Origin of the sequence: Klebsiella sp. JB_Kp042 (assembly GCF_040065275.1) — a bacterium.
In the GTDB taxonomy this organism is placed as follows: domain Bacteria; phylum Pseudomonadota; class Gammaproteobacteria; order Enterobacterales; family Enterobacteriaceae; genus Klebsiella; species Klebsiella quasipneumoniae.
Map to the genome: position 1 here is coordinate 23,168 of NZ_JBEAJL010000101.1, position 18,039 is coordinate 41,206.

Below are 18,039 nucleotides of genomic sequence, written 5' to 3' on the forward strand. Positions count from 1 at the left end.
TTCTCCTGCCATCCCAGAGATTTTGTGATCGCTCGCCAGCGACCACAACCCGGTAAAAGCTTCTTGTATGGTAGTTGACAGAAATCAAAGATGTTATACCAATTGCGTGAGATGGTTGAGGCACAAAGGCATTCTCCTCGAGAGTTCTCCCAGAGAATGGTTGATGAGCCACATAACAACGAGAGTCATCATGGAAAACACCCTCTTAACCGCTAACGCCATACAGCCGGACTACGATCGCCGCGCGCTGGTCCCCCGTATCGTCCATCTGGGTTTTGGCGCGTTCCACCGCGCCCATCAGGCGGTCTACGCCGATATACTGGCCAGCGAGCACGGCAGCGACTGGGGCTACACTGAAGTCAACCTGATTGGCGGCGAGCAGCAGATCGCCGATCTCCGGCAGCAGGATCTGCTGTACACCGTGGCAGAAATGTCCGCCGACGCGTGGACCGCGCGCGTGGTCGGGGTGGTGAAGCAGGCGCTGCACGCCCAGGTCGATGGTCTCGAGGCCGTGCTTTCGGCGATGTGTGAGCCACAGGTGGCCATTGTCTCCCTGACCATTACCGAGAAAGGCTATTGCCATTCGCCAGCCAGTGGCGAACTGCAGCTCGATCACCCGCTGATCGCCGCCGATCTTGCTAACCCGCGCCAGCCGAAATCGGCAGTGGGCGTGGTGGTGGCGGCCTTAGCGCGTCGCCGGGAGGCAGGGCTGTCGGCCTTTACCGTGATGTCCTGCGATAACATGCCGGAAAACGGTCATGTGATGCGCAACGTCGTCTGCGCCTACGCCCGGGCGCTGGACGCGGACCTCGCCGCATGGATAGAACAGAATGTCACCTTTCCGTCGACCATGGTGGACCGTATTGTCCCGGCGGTGACGGCGGAAACCCTCGATAAAATTGAACAGCTGACCGGCGTGCGCGACCCGGCTGGCGTGGCCTGCGAGCCTTTCCGCCAGTGGGTGATTGAGGATAACTTTGTCGCCGGACGTCCACAGTGGGAGAAAGCGGGGGGGGAGCTGGTCGCCGATGTGGTGCCTTTCGAAGAGATGAAGCTGAGGATGCTCAACGGCAGCCATTCGTTCCTCGCCTATCTCGGCTATCTGGCCGGTTATCAGCATATCAACGACTGTATGCAGGATGACAATTACCGCCGCGCGGCGCTGGCGCTGATGCTGGACGAGCAGGCTCCGACCTTGAAAGTGCAGGGGGTGGATCTGTCACACTATGCCAGTCTGCTGATTGACCGCTACTGCAATCCGGCGCTCAAACACCGTACCTGGCAGATTGCCATGGACGGTAGCCAGAAGCTGCCGCAGCGCATGCTGGACTCGGTACGCTGGCACCTGGCGCACCAGCATGACTTCACGCTGCTGGCGCTGGGCGTGGCGGGCTGGATGCGCTATGTCGGCGGTGTTGCCGACGCCGGTCAGGCGATCGAAATTTGCGATCCGCTGCTGCCGGTGATCAAGGAGGCGGTAGCCGCCAGCGCCGATGGCGAAGAGCGCGTCAAAACGCTGTTGGGCATTGAGGCCATCTTCGGCCGTGAGCTGCCGCAGGAAGCGCGGTTCGTTTCGGCGGTGACCCGCGCTTATGTTGCGCTGCAGCGTCAGGGGGCCAAAGCCACCGTTGCCGCATGGGCTGCGGCGCAATAATCGTTTATTCCCGGTGTCGGTCATGGGATCGACACTGGCTCTTCTGCTGTTTCCTCACGGTTCCGCCGATATTTCTTTTTTTGCTGTCGATCGCTTTTAGCAGACTAAAAATATGATCGAACGCAATGTCCTTACATAACTCTATATTTCCCTGATTTACTAAAGATAATTAGCTGTTATTTTTCCGAATAAAGGCTGGTCATTCACCGCAAAAATGGCATAGTTAAGTTATTGAAAAATCACTTTCTCTGGAAAAGGAGTGCGGGCCATGTATAAAAAGATTTTATTGCCTGTTGATGTTTTTGAAATGGATTTAAGCGATAAGGCAGTGCGTCACGCGGAATTTCTCGCGTCGGCGGAAAATGGCGAAATCACCTTGCTCAACGTTCTGCCGAACAGCAGCCGTTCGTTATTACGCGGGTTTACGGCGGATATTCGTAAATTCGAAGCCTATATGCAGGAAGAGTCGGAGAAAAAGATGCGCGAGGTGGCGCGACTGTTCGACATGCCGATGTCGCGGATCCATACCCGGGTCGTCTTTGGTAACGTGCGCGATGAAATTCTGGCTATCAGTAACAACGAAGCGTTCGATGTGATAGTGATTGGCTCCCGCAAACCGGGGATCTCCACCCATCTGCTGGGCTCCAACGCCGAATCCATTTTGCGCTACGCCAAAACGCCGGTGCTGGTGGTCAGATAATCCTTTCCATTACGACGGCTGCGTCTGCCTTATTTCGCAGCCGTCTGGTCCTTACTCTTCGCTAAACCAGTCGCGATTCTCCTGGCGGATCAACAGCACGGATTCGCTGATTTCATGCAAATGAATACTCATGGCTTTCTCGACCGCCTCGGCGTCGCGTTTTTCCAGCGCGGTGAAAATTTCATGATGCTGGCGCAGCAGCATCTCCGGTGAGGAGACATGGTCGAGGCTCATGTAGCGCACGCGGTCAATAGCGGCTTTGATGTTTTCCACCGTATCCCAGGCCAGCTGACAATCGGCAATAACTGACAACTTCTGGTGAAATTCATCATCAAGCAGGAAAAAGTCGTTTAACTGCTGACGGTCGACGGCAATACGCTGCTGATGAAGATTCTGCTCCAGCTGATAGACTTGCTCATCGTTAATCATACCAGCGGCACGGCGGACCACCGCGCATTCAATCGCCTGGCGGACAAAGCAACCATTGCGCACCTGAGACAGGGAAATTTTGTTGACGTAGCTGCCGCGCTGGGGACGGATCTGGATAAGTCCATTCTCCGCCAGCTTAATAAAGGCCTCGCGCACCGGCTGACGAGATACCGCAAAACGCACGGAGACTTCTTTCTCCGACAGCGGCGTGCCAGGCGGGATCAGGCAGTGAACGATATCCCGGCGGAGGATGCGGTAAATTTGCTGATTGACGGGTTGCGTCGGATTCAGTTGCGATTCTGCGGCCATTGATGGTTACTTTTTATGGGGTTATGCGCACTATTTTACGCGTTTTTTGCGGTTCCGCCCATACCCGGCCAGCAGGCCGGGTGGCTGACGGTTAGCCCTGGCGGTGAACGCTGAGTCCGGCAAAGCTCTGGCTCACCGGCATCATCTCCAGGGTGTTGATGTTGACGTGTTTCGGCAGGGTGGCCACCCACCAGACCGCCTCGGTCACATCTTCCGGCGTCAGGGCTTCGGTGTTCTCGTAGGTTTTACCGGCTTTGGCGTCATCGCCTTTAAAGCGGACGTTCGAGAACTCGGTGCCGCCCACCAGGCCCGGCTCGATGTCGGTGACGCGCACCGCGGTGCCGTGCAGGTCGGTGCGAAGATTGAGGCTGAACTGACGGACGAAGGCTTTGGTCGCCCCATAGACGTTACCGCCGGCGTAAGGCCAGCAGCCTGCCGTGGAGCCGATGTTGATGATGTGGCCGCGATTGCGCGCCACCATGCCCGGCAGGACGGCGCGGGTCATGTACACCAGCCCTTTATTATTGGTGTCGATCATATCTTCCCAGTCTACCACGCTGGCGCGGTGCGCCGGCTCCAGACCGAGCGCCAGACCCGCGTTGTTCACCAGCACATCGATTGCCTGCCACTCGGCGGGCAGGTCGGCAATCAGCGTCTCAATAGCGGCGCGGTTGCGAACGTCCAGTTGCGCGATATAAAGATTATCGCCCAGCTCGTCTTTCAGCGTCTTCAGGCGCTCTTCGCGACGTCCGGTCGCAATCACTTTATGACCGTTAGCGACAAAACGGCGAGTAATACTTTCACCAAAACCGGCAGTGGCGCCGGTGACCATGATAATCATCTTACTGTTCCTCAACGCTTTTTGTGTTTTCATACCATAGCACGCACAGGCGGCGACCGGTAACGGAAATCATTGCGACCCCTTAAGGAGAAGCCTAATCTTACAGGATAAGCCTGTACAGGAGAGAAAGATGTCCGAACAAAACCCCTTTTTTAGCGTCAGTCTGTTGCCTTACCAGGCGCCGCGGTTTGATCTGATTGAAGACAGTCACTATCGGCCGGCGTTTGATGAGGGCGTCCGGCAGCAGCGCGAGGAGATCCGCGCCATTATCGACAATCCGCAGCCGGCCAGTTTCGCCAACACGCTCGAGGCGCTGGAGCAGAGCGGACAGCTGCTGGCGCGGGTGACGCGGGTCTTTTTCGCCATGGCCAGCGCTCATACCAACCCTTATCTGCAATCACTGGATGAACAATTTTCCGCCGAGCTCGCCGGGCTGGGGAATGACATCTGGCTCAACGAGGCTTTATTCCAGCGGGTGAACAGCGTCTACGAGCAGCGCGAGACGCTCTCGCTTGACGGCGAATCCCGGCGTCTTCTGACCCTGACATGGCAACGCTTTGTTCACGCCGGGGCAACGCTGGCCCCGGCGCAGAAGGCGGTGCTGCGCGCCCTGAATACCGAAGCGGCCACTTTGCAAAGTCAGTTCCAGCAGCGGCTGCTGGGGGCGGCGAAAAGCGGCGGCCTGGTGGTCGATGACCGGCATCAACTGGATGGCCTGACCGATGAGGAGATAGCGGCAGCGGCCGACGCGGCGCGGGAAAAAGGGCTCGGCGATCGCTGGCTGCTGACGCTGACCAACACCACCCAGCAGCCGCAGCTGCTTGCGCTGCGCGACCGGCAAACGCGGGAGAATCTCTTCGCCGCCGGCTGGACGCGCAATCAGCAGGACGATGAGCATGATACCCGTAGTCTGGTGCTGCGGCTGGCGGCGATCCGCGCGCAGCAAGCGGAACTGCTGGGGGCGGCAAACTACGCCAGCTGGGCGCTGACCGATCAAATGGCGGCTTCTCCGGCGGAGGCATTGGGCTTTATGCGCCAGATCGCGCCGGCGGCGCGGGCGAGGGCGGAACGTGAGCTGGCGGACATCCAGCAGGTGATCGACAACGAAGGCGGGGAGTTTCGCGCGCAAGCATGGGACTGGCTCTACTACAGCGAGCAGGTGCGGCGGGCTGCCTATGCCATTGATGACGCGCAGCTCAAACCCTATTTTGCCCTCGAGCGCGTGCTGCAGGACGGCGTCTTCTGGACGGCATCGCAGCTCTTTGGGCTCCGCTTCGTGGAACGCTTTGACATCCCGGTGTACCACCCGGATGTGCGGGTTTGGGAGATCTTCGACCACAATGGCGAAGGGATGGCGCTGTTTTACGGTGATTATTTCGCGCGCGATTCAAAGAGCGGCGGCGCCTGGATGGACGTGTTTGTCGAACAGTCGACCCTGCGGGAGCAGCGCCCGGTTATCTATAACGTCTGCAATTATAGCCGGCCGCAGAGCGGACAGAGCGCGCTGTTGTCATGGGATGAGGTGATCACCCTGTTCCATGAGTTTGGCCACGCCCTGCACGGACTGTTCGCCAGCCAGCGCTATGCCAGCCTCTCCGGGACCAATACCCCGCGGGATTTTGTCGAGTTTCCGTCGCAAATCTTCGAACACTGGGCCAGCCATCCGCAGGTATTCGCCCACTATGCGAAGCACTATCGCTCCGGAGAGCCGATGCCGGAGGCGCTGCGCGACAATATGTTGCGTGCGGCAACCTTCAATAAAGGGTACGACATGAGCGAGCTGCTGGCTGCTGCGCTGCTCGATATGCGCTGGCACACGCTGTCGACCACCGCGTTTCCGGACGAGGTGGATGCATTTGAGCAGAGGGTACTCCGGGAAGAACACCTCGATCTGGCGGCCGTTCCCCCGCGCTATCGCAGCAGCTACTTCTCCCATATCTTCGGCGGCGGCTATGCGGCAGGCTATTACGCCTACCTGTGGACCCAGATGCTGGCCGACGACGGCTATCAGTGGTTCGTGGAGCAGGGCGGTTTGACCCGTGAGAACGGTCAGCGCTTCCGGGAGGCGATTCTGTCGCGCGGCAATAGCGCTGATTTAGCTGAACTGTATCGCCAGTGGCGCGGACACGATCCACAGATTGAGCCGATGCTGGAAAATCGTGGGCTGAGCTAGTCGAGCGTTTTTTAGAGTAGAAGAAGACCGGGTGCAGCACCCGGTTTTTTATCCAATTTTTTCTTCCCCAAAATCCCTCCAAAACTTTTCCCCAAAATAAATTTTTAAATTTTGCTAAATTTGCGTGGGGGTACGGCCCAATTTTTCACGTAGCTACACCTTTACTTTCACCCAATCGAGACCCCGATCGTTGTGATACTGTGCTGTCATTTTTTCTGATGAGTGTCCTAACAGCTGTTGGGTGTTGATTCCCTGAGCCTCATACAGACGTTCGGACAGTGAGCGCTGCTCATGGAAAGTAGGCATTGTTTTCCCTCGTTCAATGGAAAGGTTAGTGCTATTCACTGCGAGTTTGAAGGAAACGCTAAGGCTGTTCTCGCCAACCTGATCGCCGGCTTTTACTTTCCCGCTGGACGTTACGTGGTGAAGAAGCCACGGGCTAACAACCCGATCCCTACAGCGCTTGATCACTTGTGCCAGGCTAATGTCCAGCACCTCACTGCGCAAACTGAGTGGAATAGCAAGTTTCACACCTGTCTTTAGCTGTTTAACGTGCAGGTATCCATCCCAAACATCTGAGAACTTCATTTTGGCGAGATCACCGCGCCTTTGTCCGGTGACTATCGCCAACAGCATGGAGTTTTGAACGTAAGGGGCCATATCGCTGGCCGCTTCAAAGATCGCTTGCCACATTTCAAAATTCAGTCGAGAGCGGTTTACTCGAGCAACGACTTTTCTGGTAGCTAGTGCCGGGTTGTATCCTAGCTCAACTTCGCCCGCATGTTGTGCTTCCCTGAACAAATCGATCCAGACGCTACGAAGCGTTTGTGCCATTCGTGCTTTACCTTTGGCTTTATATTCGTCGGTAATGGCTGCAAGCATTTTCGTGGTTACTTCCTGTACTGGTTGTAGTTGCATGAACCCGCTGTTGCGGATTTTTGTTTTAGATTGGTTGACAAAATCAAGAAAATGCGAAAATATATGGTTTACGAATTCAAAAAAAAGCGAAACTTGAAATGAGTGAAAAACAGCTAGCGCCTTGTTGGGAATTTCAGCCTTACCTCGCTGAAAACAGTGTTCGCCAACTGTTAGCAGAGATCGCAAACGTGCTCGAGCAGCTGTACTATCACAAGCACACATTGGACAGCAATTGGTCTGAAGGCGTAAGAGCTTATGACTGGGTAAGAAATCATCTTATTCAAAGCGAAGGCACGCTTCCGGGTCTTGAAATGGTCTCTAAGGGACTGGATTATGTGGTTGCGTTAAATAAAGTTCCACTCCAGTTTTCCAAAGATTGCATTAATAACCCTAAGAAGAAGTATCGTCTTCTCCGAAATAGGGTGGAGCATGAGCAACTTTCATTGTTTGGTGAATCTGAAGCCGAGCAAGATATTACATGGCGGATTATCGCAGAGCCATTTATTTCCGATGAAGAAGATGGCGAATTGGAATCAACACTGCCTCGTTGGGAGGTAGCTCTAGTTGGGTTTAACGCATATGGCGCCCAAGTCAGTATGGTTTCACATCAATCTACTGCTTCAGTACCGCTTATGTCTCTTGATACCAACTCCCTTCCGGATGAAGCTGAGATTGGCAAGGCCTCTCTTCGCCGTCGTAAAAAAGATCAAGATTTGGATGTGAGCAGTAATGGAACATCAGGTGAATGACTTTGCTGAGTATCGTGGGGATAAGCTCAAATTAGCCAGAATGGCTGTTGGGCTTTCTTGCGAAGAGTTAGCGGAGAAAATTGGAAAAACAAAACAATTTGTTAGTAAAATGGAAAAAGGGTTCAAACCATCAGAACAGTTGTTAGAACTAATTTCATCTGCACTGATGATTAAACCTGATTTCCTTTTCACTGAGCGAAAATATGCTTTAGAAAGCGATGTTTGCCATTTTCGGAGTAAAAAATCAAGAACCCAAACATTAACCAATAGTGTTCTGGCAAGAGCAGAGATTCTTAACATAATAATCTCTGCCGTTGAGGCTGAAATCGAGTTCCCTGATGTTTGCATACCTGAGCACCCCGGTGCTGAATTACTGACTCCGAATGATATTGAACGCGTAGCGGAAGAGTGTAGAAGAGCATGGAATTTAGGACTGGGTCCTATATCGTCAATGGTCAAACTGGCTGAGAGTTTGGGGGTTATTGTTGCTCATGTGACAGGAGTGGATGATCGTGTAGATGCTTTTACTGTCCACAACAACAGACCAGTAATCATCCGAAACAACGTTAAAAAGAGTATATGTAGATTCCGTTCAGATTTAGGTCATGAATTGGGGCACTTGGTTATGCATGAAGGTATAACTACAGGCGATAAACTGACCGAATCGCAAGCGGATCGTTTTTCGAGCGCATTGCTTATTCCGCGACTGTCCTTTATAAAAGAGTTTCCCCGGATAAGAGGAAGACAGTTCGATTGGAATGCCTTAGTTGAGTTTAAGCTTCGGTGGAAGATTAGCCTTAAAATGTGCATTTACCGAGCAACAACCCTAGGGCTACTCACCCAGGAGCAGGCAAGAACGGGTTATATGCATTTGAACTCTAAAGGATATACGAAAGTTGAACCTGGAGATGAGTTTATTCGCCCGGAAGAACCAGGTATGTTAACTGAGGCGATCGAAATGCTGGATGATGCAACATGGGTGAACATTCTCATGAAAACTGGTTTAAGCCAAGAATTGGTTAGGGAGTTATTCTCGGTCAACCGCCCACTGTCAAATCCTAAAAACCTACTTCAACTTGTTTGATTCAAAAGGTTGTAATCAACCCGCTTCATGCGGGTTTTTCTTTCTAGTAGCACGCTGCAGTAACGCAGTGCTGCCGCCGTTTGATGAGGCGTTGGTCTACGCAAACATGCCGGAAATTTCTCAGACACGCTGCGTCGCATAAACTATAATCCCCTTGATAGCTTAGGGGATTTTTATGTTACAGTAAGATATTACCAACAAACAGAAAGGCGAACGGAACAGGGTCTACGTCGATTTTGCCGCATCCGGCGTCGCCAATAAGGAGCGGCTGAATGTGCCGATGATTGCGATGTATGAAGCAACTTGAGTACCGATGAAGTTACCGTATAGCGCGTTTGTTACTAATTTGAGCTGGGCATGTAACATCCCAGAGCAACCGAACCACCTTTCACTGAAATGGAAGATTTAAATGCAAGAAAATCAAACGCAGCAACAACAGCAACAGCAACAGCAACAGCAACAACCGCAGGAAAATGAAACGCAGGTTTTCGATTTTGCAGCAGAGTTTGATTCCCTAATTAACGCTCATGGAAAGATAACTCCTTCATTACTTACGGCTGTTAATCGCTTCTTTCTATATTTTTCATTCTTTGAGTCTTTACTTTTTGATTGTGCTGGTAGCCAATATAAAAGTGTTCAGTATGCTAAAAAATTATTGGAAATGGGTGTGGTAGATAAAGCCTTACTCAAGAAAACTTATGATTTTTTCTCTGAACGTTACTTGGGGGATGGGATTAAATATGATAGTTTGTGTGGGCAATTGAAACATACGCCCCAGGAAATCAAGACTGAGTATTATACTGTCATGGAGGCAAAGACAACCGATCCTCAAGCCCAGCTAGCACTCTGCTTATTTGTATGTTTCAGGTTAAGGAACAATCTCTTCCACGGACCAAAGTGGCGTTATTATCTAAAAGGACAAGAAGAACTACTTACAATGGCAGGGGATTTAATTCATTCTATCCTTTCTAATGTGCCAAAAAAGGATGATTGGGAGTTTAAGAATATTTTAAATCAAGTTAATTAATTTTGATTTTCTGTCATAAGCCGTCAATAAGCATGTTACCTGAGGAAGAACAGTTTCGGTAATTTATGCGTTTTGAGGGGCTCATGTTAAAAATGATAATCTTTAAAGAGTTCTGTAATTTCTTCTTTGCTTTCATTGAAACTTCTCAGAGAGAGTAAAATGGTGGGTTAGTGGTTGTAAGAGATGTTAAAATCCCGATTACAAGCACAACTCATCAACTGTTAAACAACTATGCACAAGGACAAGTATTAACACTTGACCAAAAAAATGGAGAGGTCATTGATGTATATTTCATCGAAAATGATGAAACAAATTATGTATTCTCCAGTCATTTGTAATGAGTCTGTGTTCTCCTGAACGAATAAAATAGTTGTATAATCCCCTCAGCTTAGAGGGGATTTTTTTTATGTCACAGTGGAACATTACAGCTAAACTGAAAGACGAGCAGGACAAGGTCAACGTCGGCCTCGCAGCGTCCGGCGTCGTGTACAAAGAGCGCCCGAACATGCCGGTGATAGCGGAGCAGGTAGCCAGAGAACAGCCTGAACACCTGCGCGATTTTTTCATGGAGCGCGTCCGCCACAACCGCGAGCGAAGCGTCCAACTCCCATGCGCCAGCGATCCTCGTTATTAGAAAATGGAAGAAGAAAATAAAAAGTAACCTTTACTACAATGTCGTTTAAGCATCATTAATATATTTATATTGAGCACCAAAGACTTAACGGTCATTTTTTTATTCCGTTAGTATGGTTACAAATTTTATATTTGAACCTATCATGCGCATATTGAAAATCGTTGTAACTGGAACCGTATTGCTGCTTGCTGCCTGCGCAGAACCGCAAAGCCAGCCTGTGTTATCAATGACCAAGGTCTTGGCAAGCGAGTCAACAAATCTGTCTTTAGTTGAATGTTCACTTGGCATTACGATGCTTGATGACAAAGGAAACTCATATCAGGATACAAGCGGCATTTGTGTTAATGAAATGAATTCACGACTGAAAAGCGGAACAATGACGCAAGCAGAGCTCGAAATTGATAAAAACCGAGCACAAAACGAAATTGCACAATATCAGCAGCAACTGGCTATAGCTGCGGCTAACGATAGAGAGGAAAGAAAAGAAGAGGCCGACAGGCAAAATGCCATACAGGTAAGGAATGCGATATGCCAAAACAGAATTGGCGGTTGCAACTACTAACGCTAAATCAGACATCCTGGTATCAGTAATGAATGCAATAACAAACTTTGATTTTCATGATCGAGCAGCCGTTATATCCATGTCAACCTGAGAAACTAAGTACTAGATTTCGGCGCCAACTGTGCACATGACGCACAAAACTTAAAGCAGTGGCTGTGACTGATGGCTTCCGTCACCGGCTATTTTCTTCATTCATCGTTTTACCTCTCTGGAGATAAATAGTGAACTTCCCTCATGAAGGCATAAGGGTTGAATAACGGAAATTTCGTAGCTATGGGTCAGTACCTGAAGTTGTTTCTTTCCAATTGCCTTACCTCCCCACTGATTCTCGAATCGTGACATGAAATATGCCAGAGATATTATCTCCGGGCTATCTTAACACTGTACAACCCCAATAACCCCCACCAGTATTTCCCTGAATTATTACCACACTCGAGTGGGCAACTGAAGCTCATTTGGCCGAAAAATGCCATCGAAAGGGCACTTACCAATGAGAAAACGCTTAAGGTTGTATTATAATCCGAAAACTGATCATTAAGTTGTATGAGATAAGAACGGTGATTACATTCGGACTGATATTTTATGCAAGGCTGTCCATATCACGTTAACAATATTGAAGAAGGAGTTCTGTAATGAGTATGAATTTGATAAAACTTGCAAGGAAACTAGTGTCCTTACAAATTTCTGCAGATGAATTCGAAACCCATTTTTTCAATATGTGGCGAAATGAAGGGAGAACTGGTCAACTTACAAAAGACAGTAAGGATATTGGAGAGTGTGCGGCTGAACTTTTTATTCTTGCTGAGTGTTATACATCGGATTCCGTGAGAAGAGAGAGCGAGCTGGATTCAGATGGTTTGCGCAAGGAGGTTAAAGCTACTCTTGCGAAGTATCAACTCCTGTAACTTTTCCAATAGGCTCTGAGATAAATGATTGATTTTGAGAGTATGGCACATGCTATCGGAGCCTGAGCAATTCCGGTGACCTGTGCGCTCTGCATGCAGCACTTTAGCTTTCAGGAAGTGACGCGTGCGACAACAACTACCACGACGATTTCTTAAGTTCCACTTCCACCTTACCTGCGATAAGGGGTCGCTTTCGTCCTGGCGCACACTATCAGGAGGAGGCCAGTCAGAACATCAGAAGTTCCACCTAATTATCCAAACCTGCACCGGTGTTTATTAACACTTGTTCCTTGTCATTAAACATTACTCATCTTTTGTCAGAAGGGCGGTGCAATATGTCATATGGATATTTCCAAATAATTTGGATTTTAATGCTGCAAAATCTTCTGTTATTTTAACTAAGTATCATATTTTGCTATTTCATCACTGCAATGATCAAATAGGGACTTGTACAACACACAAAATATGCCTTTGGCCAACGTGCAAAGCTTTTACCTCCGTCAACCGGTAAAAATAAACAAAAGCACCAAAGTTTCGGTTTTGATTATCTCCTTTGAAAATAGGGGCTTGTAGGACGATCTTCATCTGCCATCATATCTTCAGCTACCGTGAAATTTTCACATGTAAGTGATTTAACATTAATTTATACTGTATAAAAACACAGTATATGATTTTGCTTCCGGGAGGTAGGGATGCGCAGTGAGAGTGATGAGTACTACGATCTGGTTAAACGTTCTACAGGTGAAGTTGTTGGCAGCATCAGGGCAGCAGGCCGGGTTCTGGTATACACGGCAAATGGTATAACTTCTATGCGACCACTGCTTGAGGACGAGGGAGTATTTAATCTCAACGCAATGACCAGTTTTCTGCATCGCCTCGGCTACCGGGTTATCCCGCCTTCTGATAATATGAAATCAACGGCCTGAACAACCGTTGACCTACTGCGCCACGGAGAGAAACCATGGCGCAATTGCACTTAATAAAGCAGTCACAAGGTTTACTGATCCCTGCCACGCAGGAGACCAGCGATTTCTTGCAATCAAAATGCAAGCTCGGTTCCGTTCTGGAGGCCGACTTTAAGCTTGTCCGCAATCCGGCGTTTCACCGCCGTTACTTTGCTTTACTCAATCTCGGTTTTGAATATTGGGAACCTACCGGCGGGGCGATTTCGTCTAACGAGCGCATGCTTATCACAGGTTACGCCAAATACCTTGCTGCATATGGCGGGAGTGAATCGGCGTTACTTGATGCCGCCGGACAATATCTCGACCGAATAGCCGAGAAGCGATCCGGCTATATCAGTATTTGCAAATCTTTCGATGCTTACCGGGCGTGGGTCATCGTTGAAGCTGGCCACTATGACGCCATACAGCTGCCGGACGGCACGCTGAAAAAACATCCTCGCAGTATTTCTTTCGCCAGCATGGACGAATGCGAGTTCCAGGAACTGTACAAAGCATCGCTCGATGTTCTCTGGCGATGGATCCTCTCTCGTTCGTTCAACAGTCTGCAGGACGCCGAGAACGCCGCAAACCAGCTTTTAAGCTTCGCGGGGTGATGCCGATGAAACACTCATGGTTTCACCATCTCGAATGCACAACGCAGCAGGCCGACGAACTAATGGCGAGATATCGCCAGCGGGGCGTAAAGGTCGAACGAAGCTTAAACCCTGACTTTATGACATGGACCGTCAGCGCGCAGCTGGTGGAGGACAAAAATCCGCCGCGGCCAGACTCTCGCTGGCGCAACAGGATGTGGGGGTGAGTATGGCGAACCTTCACAAAGCGGCCCGAGGCCGCGAATGCACAGTACGGATCCCCGGGTATTGCAATGGCAATCCGGAAACCAGTGTTCTGGCGCATTACCGCCTGGCGGGTACCTGCGGAACTGGATGCAAGCCGGACGATACCCAGGGAGCAATTGCCTGCATTGCTTGCCACGATCTCATCGATGGCAGAATTAAAACCAACAATTACACCCGCGACGAACTGCGCTTGATGCATGCGGAAGGTGTAATGCGTACTTTGGCGATCTGGCGAGAAGAAGGGATGGTTAAAGCGTGAACGAGTACCGTATTTCATTTCGCATTGAGTGCCACATACATGATCTCCGGCACCGCGGCACCTTTTTGGTCGGCTACCGCATTTTGAATAATTTCGTCCGCATCTATCAGATTCTGGGAGAGTCAGCATGACAGCGCAATATTTGGAATTTGTTCGCCAGCAACTAATAGCGGCCACCGCTGATCTGAGTGGTGCGACGAAAGGGCAACTGGTAGCTTTTGCAGAGAACGCGCATTTCACCGCTACAGCGCGCAGCCGGGGAAGAAAGAAAGTCGCCGATCCGGTCACTGGTCGTATGGTTAACCCATCAAGCCCTCCAATCCCTGGGCAGCAGTCCCGCGCCAAGAGTTCTTCGATTGCCCTCGTTCTGCCTGTTGAGTACTCGACGGCCAGCTGGCGCCGGGCTCTGCTGTCGCTGGAAGACCACCAGAAAGCCTGGCTGCTCTGGAACTACAGCGAGAACACCCGCTTTGAGTATCAGGTATCGATAACACATTGGGCATGGGCAGAATTCCGTGACCAGCTCGGCGCTAAGAAAGTGGCCGGCAAGACGATGGAGCGCCTGAAGAAACTGATATGGCTGGCGGCACAGGACGTCAAATCCGAATTGGCATGGCGAGAGACGTATGAATACCAGTCTCTGGCGGAGCTGGTTGGTGTAGCAAAATCCACGTGGACAGAAACCTACCTCCCTCATTGGCTGGCGATGCGAAGTAGCTTTGTGAAACTTGACAGCGATGCTCTCATATCAGTAACGCGATCACGTTCACAACAAAAAGCGACAAATTTATATGTAAGTCTTGAAAAATCGAACTGAAAGGCGTATATTTCGTGTGAAATTGATATTCTGCCAATATTGCATAGAATGGCAATATACTGCTCACAACAGTGATCATGGTCAATGTTCTGTTTCAGGATGGCATTAATATCGTAGGCCACGCCAATTGGTGTGTAAGGAGAGTCTCTATGAGCCACTTGATATACACAGCATAGTGTCTGCTAATATTTCCAGATTTTAATGTCTGGCTGGTGCGTGACCCCGAGCTAGTTCGTGATTCGAGTGTCGATGGCTTCTGCTGGAAACAGAGGTAACGAATGAAAAATGGAAGTGCCAGCACTGAGGGAAGTTAACGGAAAGCGAGACCTCGCGCGCTATCTCTCAAGACAAACTCTCCAAACCGCTCATTATTTCGAGCCCTAGCAGAAATGCTGGGGCTTTTTATTTGCCTGTAGCTCAGAGGTAAGACCAGCTACTGTCTAAGCGGTTGCTCGCTGCTTCGAATCCAGCCAAGCTAACCAGGCCCAGCCAGGGTATTTTCAGTCATCACCGACATTGCTATTGCCCTCATGCTTATTGCCTGCCTAACAGCAGGCTTTTTTATTATCAGGCCTCGCGGGAATCATCATCGACACGCTTCGTTGTTAAATCCAGCCCGACGGGCCTGACCCTTTCAAACACGCACAGCACTCGCTAGCAACGCGAGGTGAGAGTATGTATCGCATGGAAAAGATAACCACTGGTGCTGCCTGTGGCGCTTCAGCCGGGAGCATCCTAAACGGCATGCTAAATGCCTACAGCCCCGAGCAGTGGAATGCCATCGGCGTACTGGTGGGCATTGTCATCGCCGTACTTACGTATCTGACGAATTTGTATTTCAAAATTCGCGAAGACAACCGACGTAGCAGGAGCCGAGATGAACCCGACGCTGAGGAATAAGCTGATTGGTGCGATCGCCGGCGGTTCTGGCGCGATCGCCATTGCTTCTATCATGCTTGGTAAGGCCGACGGCCTGGAAGGAAGGCGTTATTACGCCTATCAGGATGTTGTCGGCGTCTGGACTGTTTGTGATGGTCACACTGGCGCCGATATTCGCCGCGGCCACCGTTACACCGACAGGGAATGCGACAGCCTGCTGAAAGCAGATCTGCTAAAGGTGGCAAACGCTGTTGACCCACTCATCAAAGTCCGCATTCCTGATCCTACCCGCGCCGCGCTTTACTCATTCACTTATAACGTTGGCTCTGGCGCTTTCACCAGCTCCACGTTGTTGAAGAAACTGAATGCTGGAGACGTGCCGGGCGCATGCAAGGAACTGCAGCGCTGGACGTATGCCGGTGGCAAGCAGTGGAAGGGGCTGATAACCAGGCGTGAGATTGAGCGTGAAGTCTGCGAGTGGGGCCAGAAATGAGCCGATTAACCGCAATCATTAGCGCTGTAGTCATCCTGCTGCTTACCTGCTTTTTCTCGTGGCGTTCTGGCTGGAATTCTCACGCTGACCATATCAACGCCCTCGCGGCGAAGAAGAAAGAGAAAGCCGAAAAGACTATCCAGCCAGTTGAGCAAAAGGCCGCTGCCGCTACAGAAGAGGGCAAGGTCATCTACCGAACCATAACCCGCGACGTGGTGAAATATGTCCAGTCTCCGAATCGTACTGTGTGCCGGTTTGACGATGATGCTGTGCAGTTGCGCCAGCGAGCTATCGACGCTGCCAACACCATCCCAGGATTTGATGAGCCCTCCGTGCAAAGCAAGTGACGCAGGGAAGGATACCGACGAAGACCTGCAATCGGACGTCGAAACCGCTGAATGTCTGCGCCAACTGCGGTTGGATAAGTACCGCTGGCAGGCCTACTACCGGGCAATCAGCCAATAGCAGTAATACATCATCACGCAGTGTCTGAGGTAATGATGCTGATACTCTTCATTCTCCTGTCGATCTGGCTCTGTCGACTGTCGGAGAGGCCTGGCTGGTTTAAGGTCAGCCATATTATCTCAATGCTGGCGCTCGAAGATGAGCATCCGGCACGCAGCAAGGGGCTGCGCTGAGATAAGAGCCTGCATTATCGAAGCCCTTCATTGATGGGCTTCGATAATGATAGAGTGACTTTTTAAGTCATTATGGGGTTTAAAATGTTAGATCTGTTTTCTGCTTTGCTCACTACAGTGGGCAGCATCATTTTAGCTATTCGCCTATACATCATAATGAAACATGTAACATTGGCTCTTAATGTTCATGAAGATTCAATTAATAAACTAATTCGTCTTAGTAATGATCCAGACGCCATAAGTTTTGGTTTCACTGGGGCCACAAATCCTTTAGATATTTTCAGCAAAGACAAAGGCTTAAAGTTAATGGTTTTTGGGCTTGCTTGTATGGGCATGGGCGGGGTTTTAAAGTTGATTGAGATAGTCCTCTCATTCTTCCAATGAACTAAAAGGCCACCGCGTGGTGGCAATTTAGCTACTGACCTTACTGCAGACACGCCGATCCCCGGAATGGAGGTTCCGTTCACGTGGCAGGCTAGTCTGGAGTTAAACGCGAAGCTTTACTCTGCGCTGGGGCAGTGCAATATGGATAAGGCGGGGATTAGAAGTATTGAAGAACGCCGTAACGTTTTGCGATCAGAAGGCAAATCAGAAAGATGATGCGGTTAATCGATATGGCGAAAGGGGATAAAGCAATCAGTATTGCCAACATGGTTTCTCCTTGGTTGTGAGTGAATATCGTTATCTCTAGTGTGTTACTTAAGTCTCCTTGTCACTGCTCCTACTCCTGTAACATTAAATTCCTGCGCGGCGACTTATCCTTCAATACTCGCCACTATTGAATCCGCCGCGCGTTGGACAAGTCCTTCCTATAGTGAGTCTTAATAGCTTCTGAGTAGTCTTTGTCTCTTATAGGAGACAAATTCACTAACGCCACTAGGCGAAAAGAAAGCAGTAATGGTGGGGCTCTGAGGGTTGGTACCGTAGAGATACAATAAGGAATGGTGTATGAGCAAGCCCGACTGGGAGGCCATCGAGACGGCGTACCAGGCCGGGGCCATTGCTTACCGAGCAATTGCCGATATTGAAGTATGTCAGCGCGATGTTGCAGTTCAATGCCAGATGGCCCGCGACCGGTACCATCAGCATGGATGATGGTACCAGTCCCCGTGACCTGCCCCCAGGATTAGATACAACCGTCAGTTAGTAAGGTCGGTTTGTTTA

At 50.4% G+C, this 18,039-nt stretch carries 23 protein-coding genes and 1 pseudogene; 21 read left to right on the top strand and 3 right to left on the bottom strand.

What is annotated here, in order from left to right; genetic code table 11:
* Positions 1-190 precede the first annotated feature (190 nt).
* Positions 191-1,654 (top strand): fructuronate reductase, encoded by a 1,464-nt coding sequence (locus ABLV54_RS22000; RefSeq protein ID WP_101881572.1) that lies wholly within the window; start codon positions 191-193, stop codon positions 1,652-1,654.
* Positions 1,655-1,922: 268 nt separating this feature from the next.
* On the top strand, positions 1,923-2,354 hold the full coding sequence (locus tag ABLV54_RS22005) for a universal stress protein (RefSeq protein ID WP_023289558.1): 432 nt from the start codon (positions 1,923-1,925) through the stop codon (positions 2,352-2,354).
* A 51-nt stretch (positions 2,355-2,405) separates the two neighbouring features.
* Here the strand turns inward: ABLV54_RS22005 and ABLV54_RS22010 are convergent, their stop codons facing one another.
* Together ABLV54_RS22010 and ydfG are read right to left on the bottom strand one after the other, a co-directional pair.
* Complete coding sequence (locus ABLV54_RS22010) at positions 2,406-3,092, bottom strand: GntR family transcriptional regulator (protein ID WP_004206025.1); 687 nt, start codon at positions 3,090-3,092, stop codon at positions 2,406-2,408.
* A gap of 91 nt (positions 3,093-3,183) precedes the next feature.
* Positions 3,184-3,933 (bottom strand): bifunctional NADP-dependent 3-hydroxy acid dehydrogenase/3-hydroxypropionate dehydrogenase YdfG, encoded by a 750-nt coding sequence (ydfG, locus tag ABLV54_RS22015; RefSeq protein WP_050534312.1) that lies wholly within the window; start codon positions 3,931-3,933, stop codon positions 3,184-3,186.
* Between the two features lie 130 nt (positions 3,934-4,063).
* Here ydfG and dcp point away from each other — a divergent pair, with 130 nt between their 5' ends.
* Positions 4,064-6,106 carry a peptidyl-dipeptidase Dcp gene (dcp, locus tag ABLV54_RS22020; RefSeq protein ID WP_050534313.1) on the top strand — a complete coding sequence of 681 codons (2,043 nt, stop codon included), beginning with the start codon at positions 4,064-4,066 and terminating at the stop codon, positions 6,104-6,106.
* Positions 6,107-6,259: 153 nt separating this feature from the next.
* Here the strand turns inward: dcp and ABLV54_RS22025 are convergent, their stop codons facing one another.
* The gene (locus ABLV54_RS22025; protein WP_248860847.1) at positions 6,260-6,988 is read right to left on the bottom strand and encodes a tyrosine-type recombinase/integrase; all 729 of its coding nucleotides are present in this window, start codon (positions 6,986-6,988) and stop codon (positions 6,260-6,262) included.
* 134 nt (positions 6,989-7,122) lie between these two features.
* Here ABLV54_RS22025 and ABLV54_RS22030 point away from each other — a divergent pair, with 134 nt between their 5' ends.
* The 18 genes and pseudogenes from ABLV54_RS22030 (at position 7,123) to ABLV54_RS22115 (ending at position 17,970) form a co-directional block, all read left to right on the top strand.
* On the top strand, positions 7,123-7,773 hold the full coding sequence (locus ABLV54_RS22030; RefSeq protein WP_348814225.1) for a hypothetical protein: 651 nt from the start codon (positions 7,123-7,125) through the stop codon (positions 7,771-7,773).
* A complete protein-coding gene (locus tag ABLV54_RS22035) occupies positions 7,754-8,857 on the top strand; it encodes an XRE family transcriptional regulator (RefSeq protein ID WP_192242360.1) in 1,104 nt (367 codons plus the stop codon). The genes ABLV54_RS22030 and ABLV54_RS22035 overlap by 20 nt, the downstream gene beginning before the upstream one ends.
* A gap of 409 nt (positions 8,858-9,266) precedes the next feature.
* Positions 9,267-9,884: a hypothetical protein gene (locus ABLV54_RS22040; protein ID WP_192242358.1), complete on the top strand. Its 618-nt coding sequence runs from the start codon at positions 9,267-9,269 to the stop codon at positions 9,882-9,884.
* A gap of 406 nt (positions 9,885-10,290) precedes the next feature.
* Positions 10,291-10,518, top strand: a complete 228-nt coding sequence (locus tag ABLV54_RS22045; protein WP_121936095.1) for a DNA polymerase III subunit theta — start codon at positions 10,291-10,293, stop codon at positions 10,516-10,518.
* Positions 10,519-10,660: 142 nt separating this feature from the next.
* On the top strand, positions 10,661-11,080 hold the full coding sequence (locus tag ABLV54_RS22050) for a hypothetical protein (RefSeq protein ID WP_142928161.1): 420 nt from the start codon (positions 10,661-10,663) through the stop codon (positions 11,078-11,080).
* A gap of 632 nt (positions 11,081-11,712) precedes the next feature.
* Complete coding sequence (locus tag ABLV54_RS22055) at positions 11,713-11,985, top strand: colicin immunity domain-containing protein (RefSeq protein ID WP_023304766.1); 273 nt, start codon at positions 11,713-11,715, stop codon at positions 11,983-11,985.
* A 692-nt stretch (positions 11,986-12,677) separates the two neighbouring features.
* A complete protein-coding gene (locus ABLV54_RS22060) occupies positions 12,678-12,911 on the top strand; it encodes a hypothetical protein (protein ID WP_102009259.1) in 234 nt (77 codons plus the stop codon).
* A 35-nt stretch (positions 12,912-12,946) separates the two neighbouring features.
* Positions 12,947-13,543, top strand: a complete 597-nt coding sequence (locus ABLV54_RS22065; protein WP_248860845.1) for a DUF1367 family protein — start codon at positions 12,947-12,949, stop codon at positions 13,541-13,543.
* Positions 13,543-13,749 carry a hypothetical protein gene (locus tag ABLV54_RS22070; protein ID WP_071787216.1) on the top strand — a complete coding sequence of 69 codons (207 nt, stop codon included), beginning with the start codon at positions 13,543-13,545 and terminating at the stop codon, positions 13,747-13,749. Before ABLV54_RS22065 ends, ABLV54_RS22070 begins: the two co-directional genes overlap by 1 nt.
* A 2-nt stretch (positions 13,750-13,751) precedes the next feature.
* The gene (locus ABLV54_RS22075) at positions 13,752-14,048 is read left to right on the top strand and encodes a DUF1364 domain-containing protein (RefSeq protein WP_248860843.1); all 297 of its coding nucleotides are present in this window, start codon (positions 13,752-13,754) and stop codon (positions 14,046-14,048) included.
* A gap of 47 nt (positions 14,049-14,095) precedes the next feature.
* Positions 14,096-14,179, top strand: a pseudogene (locus tag ABLV54_RS22080) (YlcG family protein); the annotation flags it as partial.
* Positions 14,176-14,865 (top strand): bacteriophage antitermination protein Q, encoded by a 690-nt coding sequence (locus ABLV54_RS22085; RefSeq protein ID WP_151373837.1) that lies wholly within the window; start codon positions 14,176-14,178, stop codon positions 14,863-14,865. The pseudogene ABLV54_RS22080 and the gene ABLV54_RS22085, both read left to right, overlap by 4 nt.
* 675 nt (positions 14,866-15,540) lie before the next feature.
* Positions 15,541-15,765: a class II holin family protein gene (locus ABLV54_RS22090; protein ID WP_248860842.1), complete on the top strand. Its 225-nt coding sequence runs from the start codon at positions 15,541-15,543 to the stop codon at positions 15,763-15,765.
* Positions 15,743-16,237, top strand: a complete 495-nt coding sequence (locus tag ABLV54_RS22095; protein WP_101516494.1) for a lysozyme — start codon at positions 15,743-15,745, stop codon at positions 16,235-16,237. Before ABLV54_RS22090 ends, ABLV54_RS22095 begins: the two co-directional genes overlap by 23 nt.
* Complete coding sequence (locus ABLV54_RS22100) at positions 16,234-16,584, top strand: hypothetical protein (protein ID WP_101516495.1); 351 nt, start codon at positions 16,234-16,236, stop codon at positions 16,582-16,584. The genes ABLV54_RS22095 and ABLV54_RS22100 overlap by 4 nt, the downstream gene beginning before the upstream one ends.
* 150 nt (positions 16,585-16,734) lie before the next feature.
* Complete coding sequence (locus ABLV54_RS22105) at positions 16,735-16,875, top strand: hypothetical protein (RefSeq protein ID WP_180960491.1); 141 nt, start codon at positions 16,735-16,737, stop codon at positions 16,873-16,875.
* 84 nt (positions 16,876-16,959) lie between these two features.
* The gene (locus ABLV54_RS22110) at positions 16,960-17,259 is read left to right on the top strand and encodes a hypothetical protein (RefSeq protein ID WP_117241126.1); all 300 of its coding nucleotides are present in this window, start codon (positions 16,960-16,962) and stop codon (positions 17,257-17,259) included.
* Between the two features lie 564 nt (positions 17,260-17,823).
* Complete coding sequence (locus tag ABLV54_RS22115) at positions 17,824-17,970, top strand: hypothetical protein (protein ID WP_171009818.1); 147 nt, start codon at positions 17,824-17,826, stop codon at positions 17,968-17,970.
* The last annotated feature ends 69 nt before the right edge of the window (positions 17,971-18,039 follow it).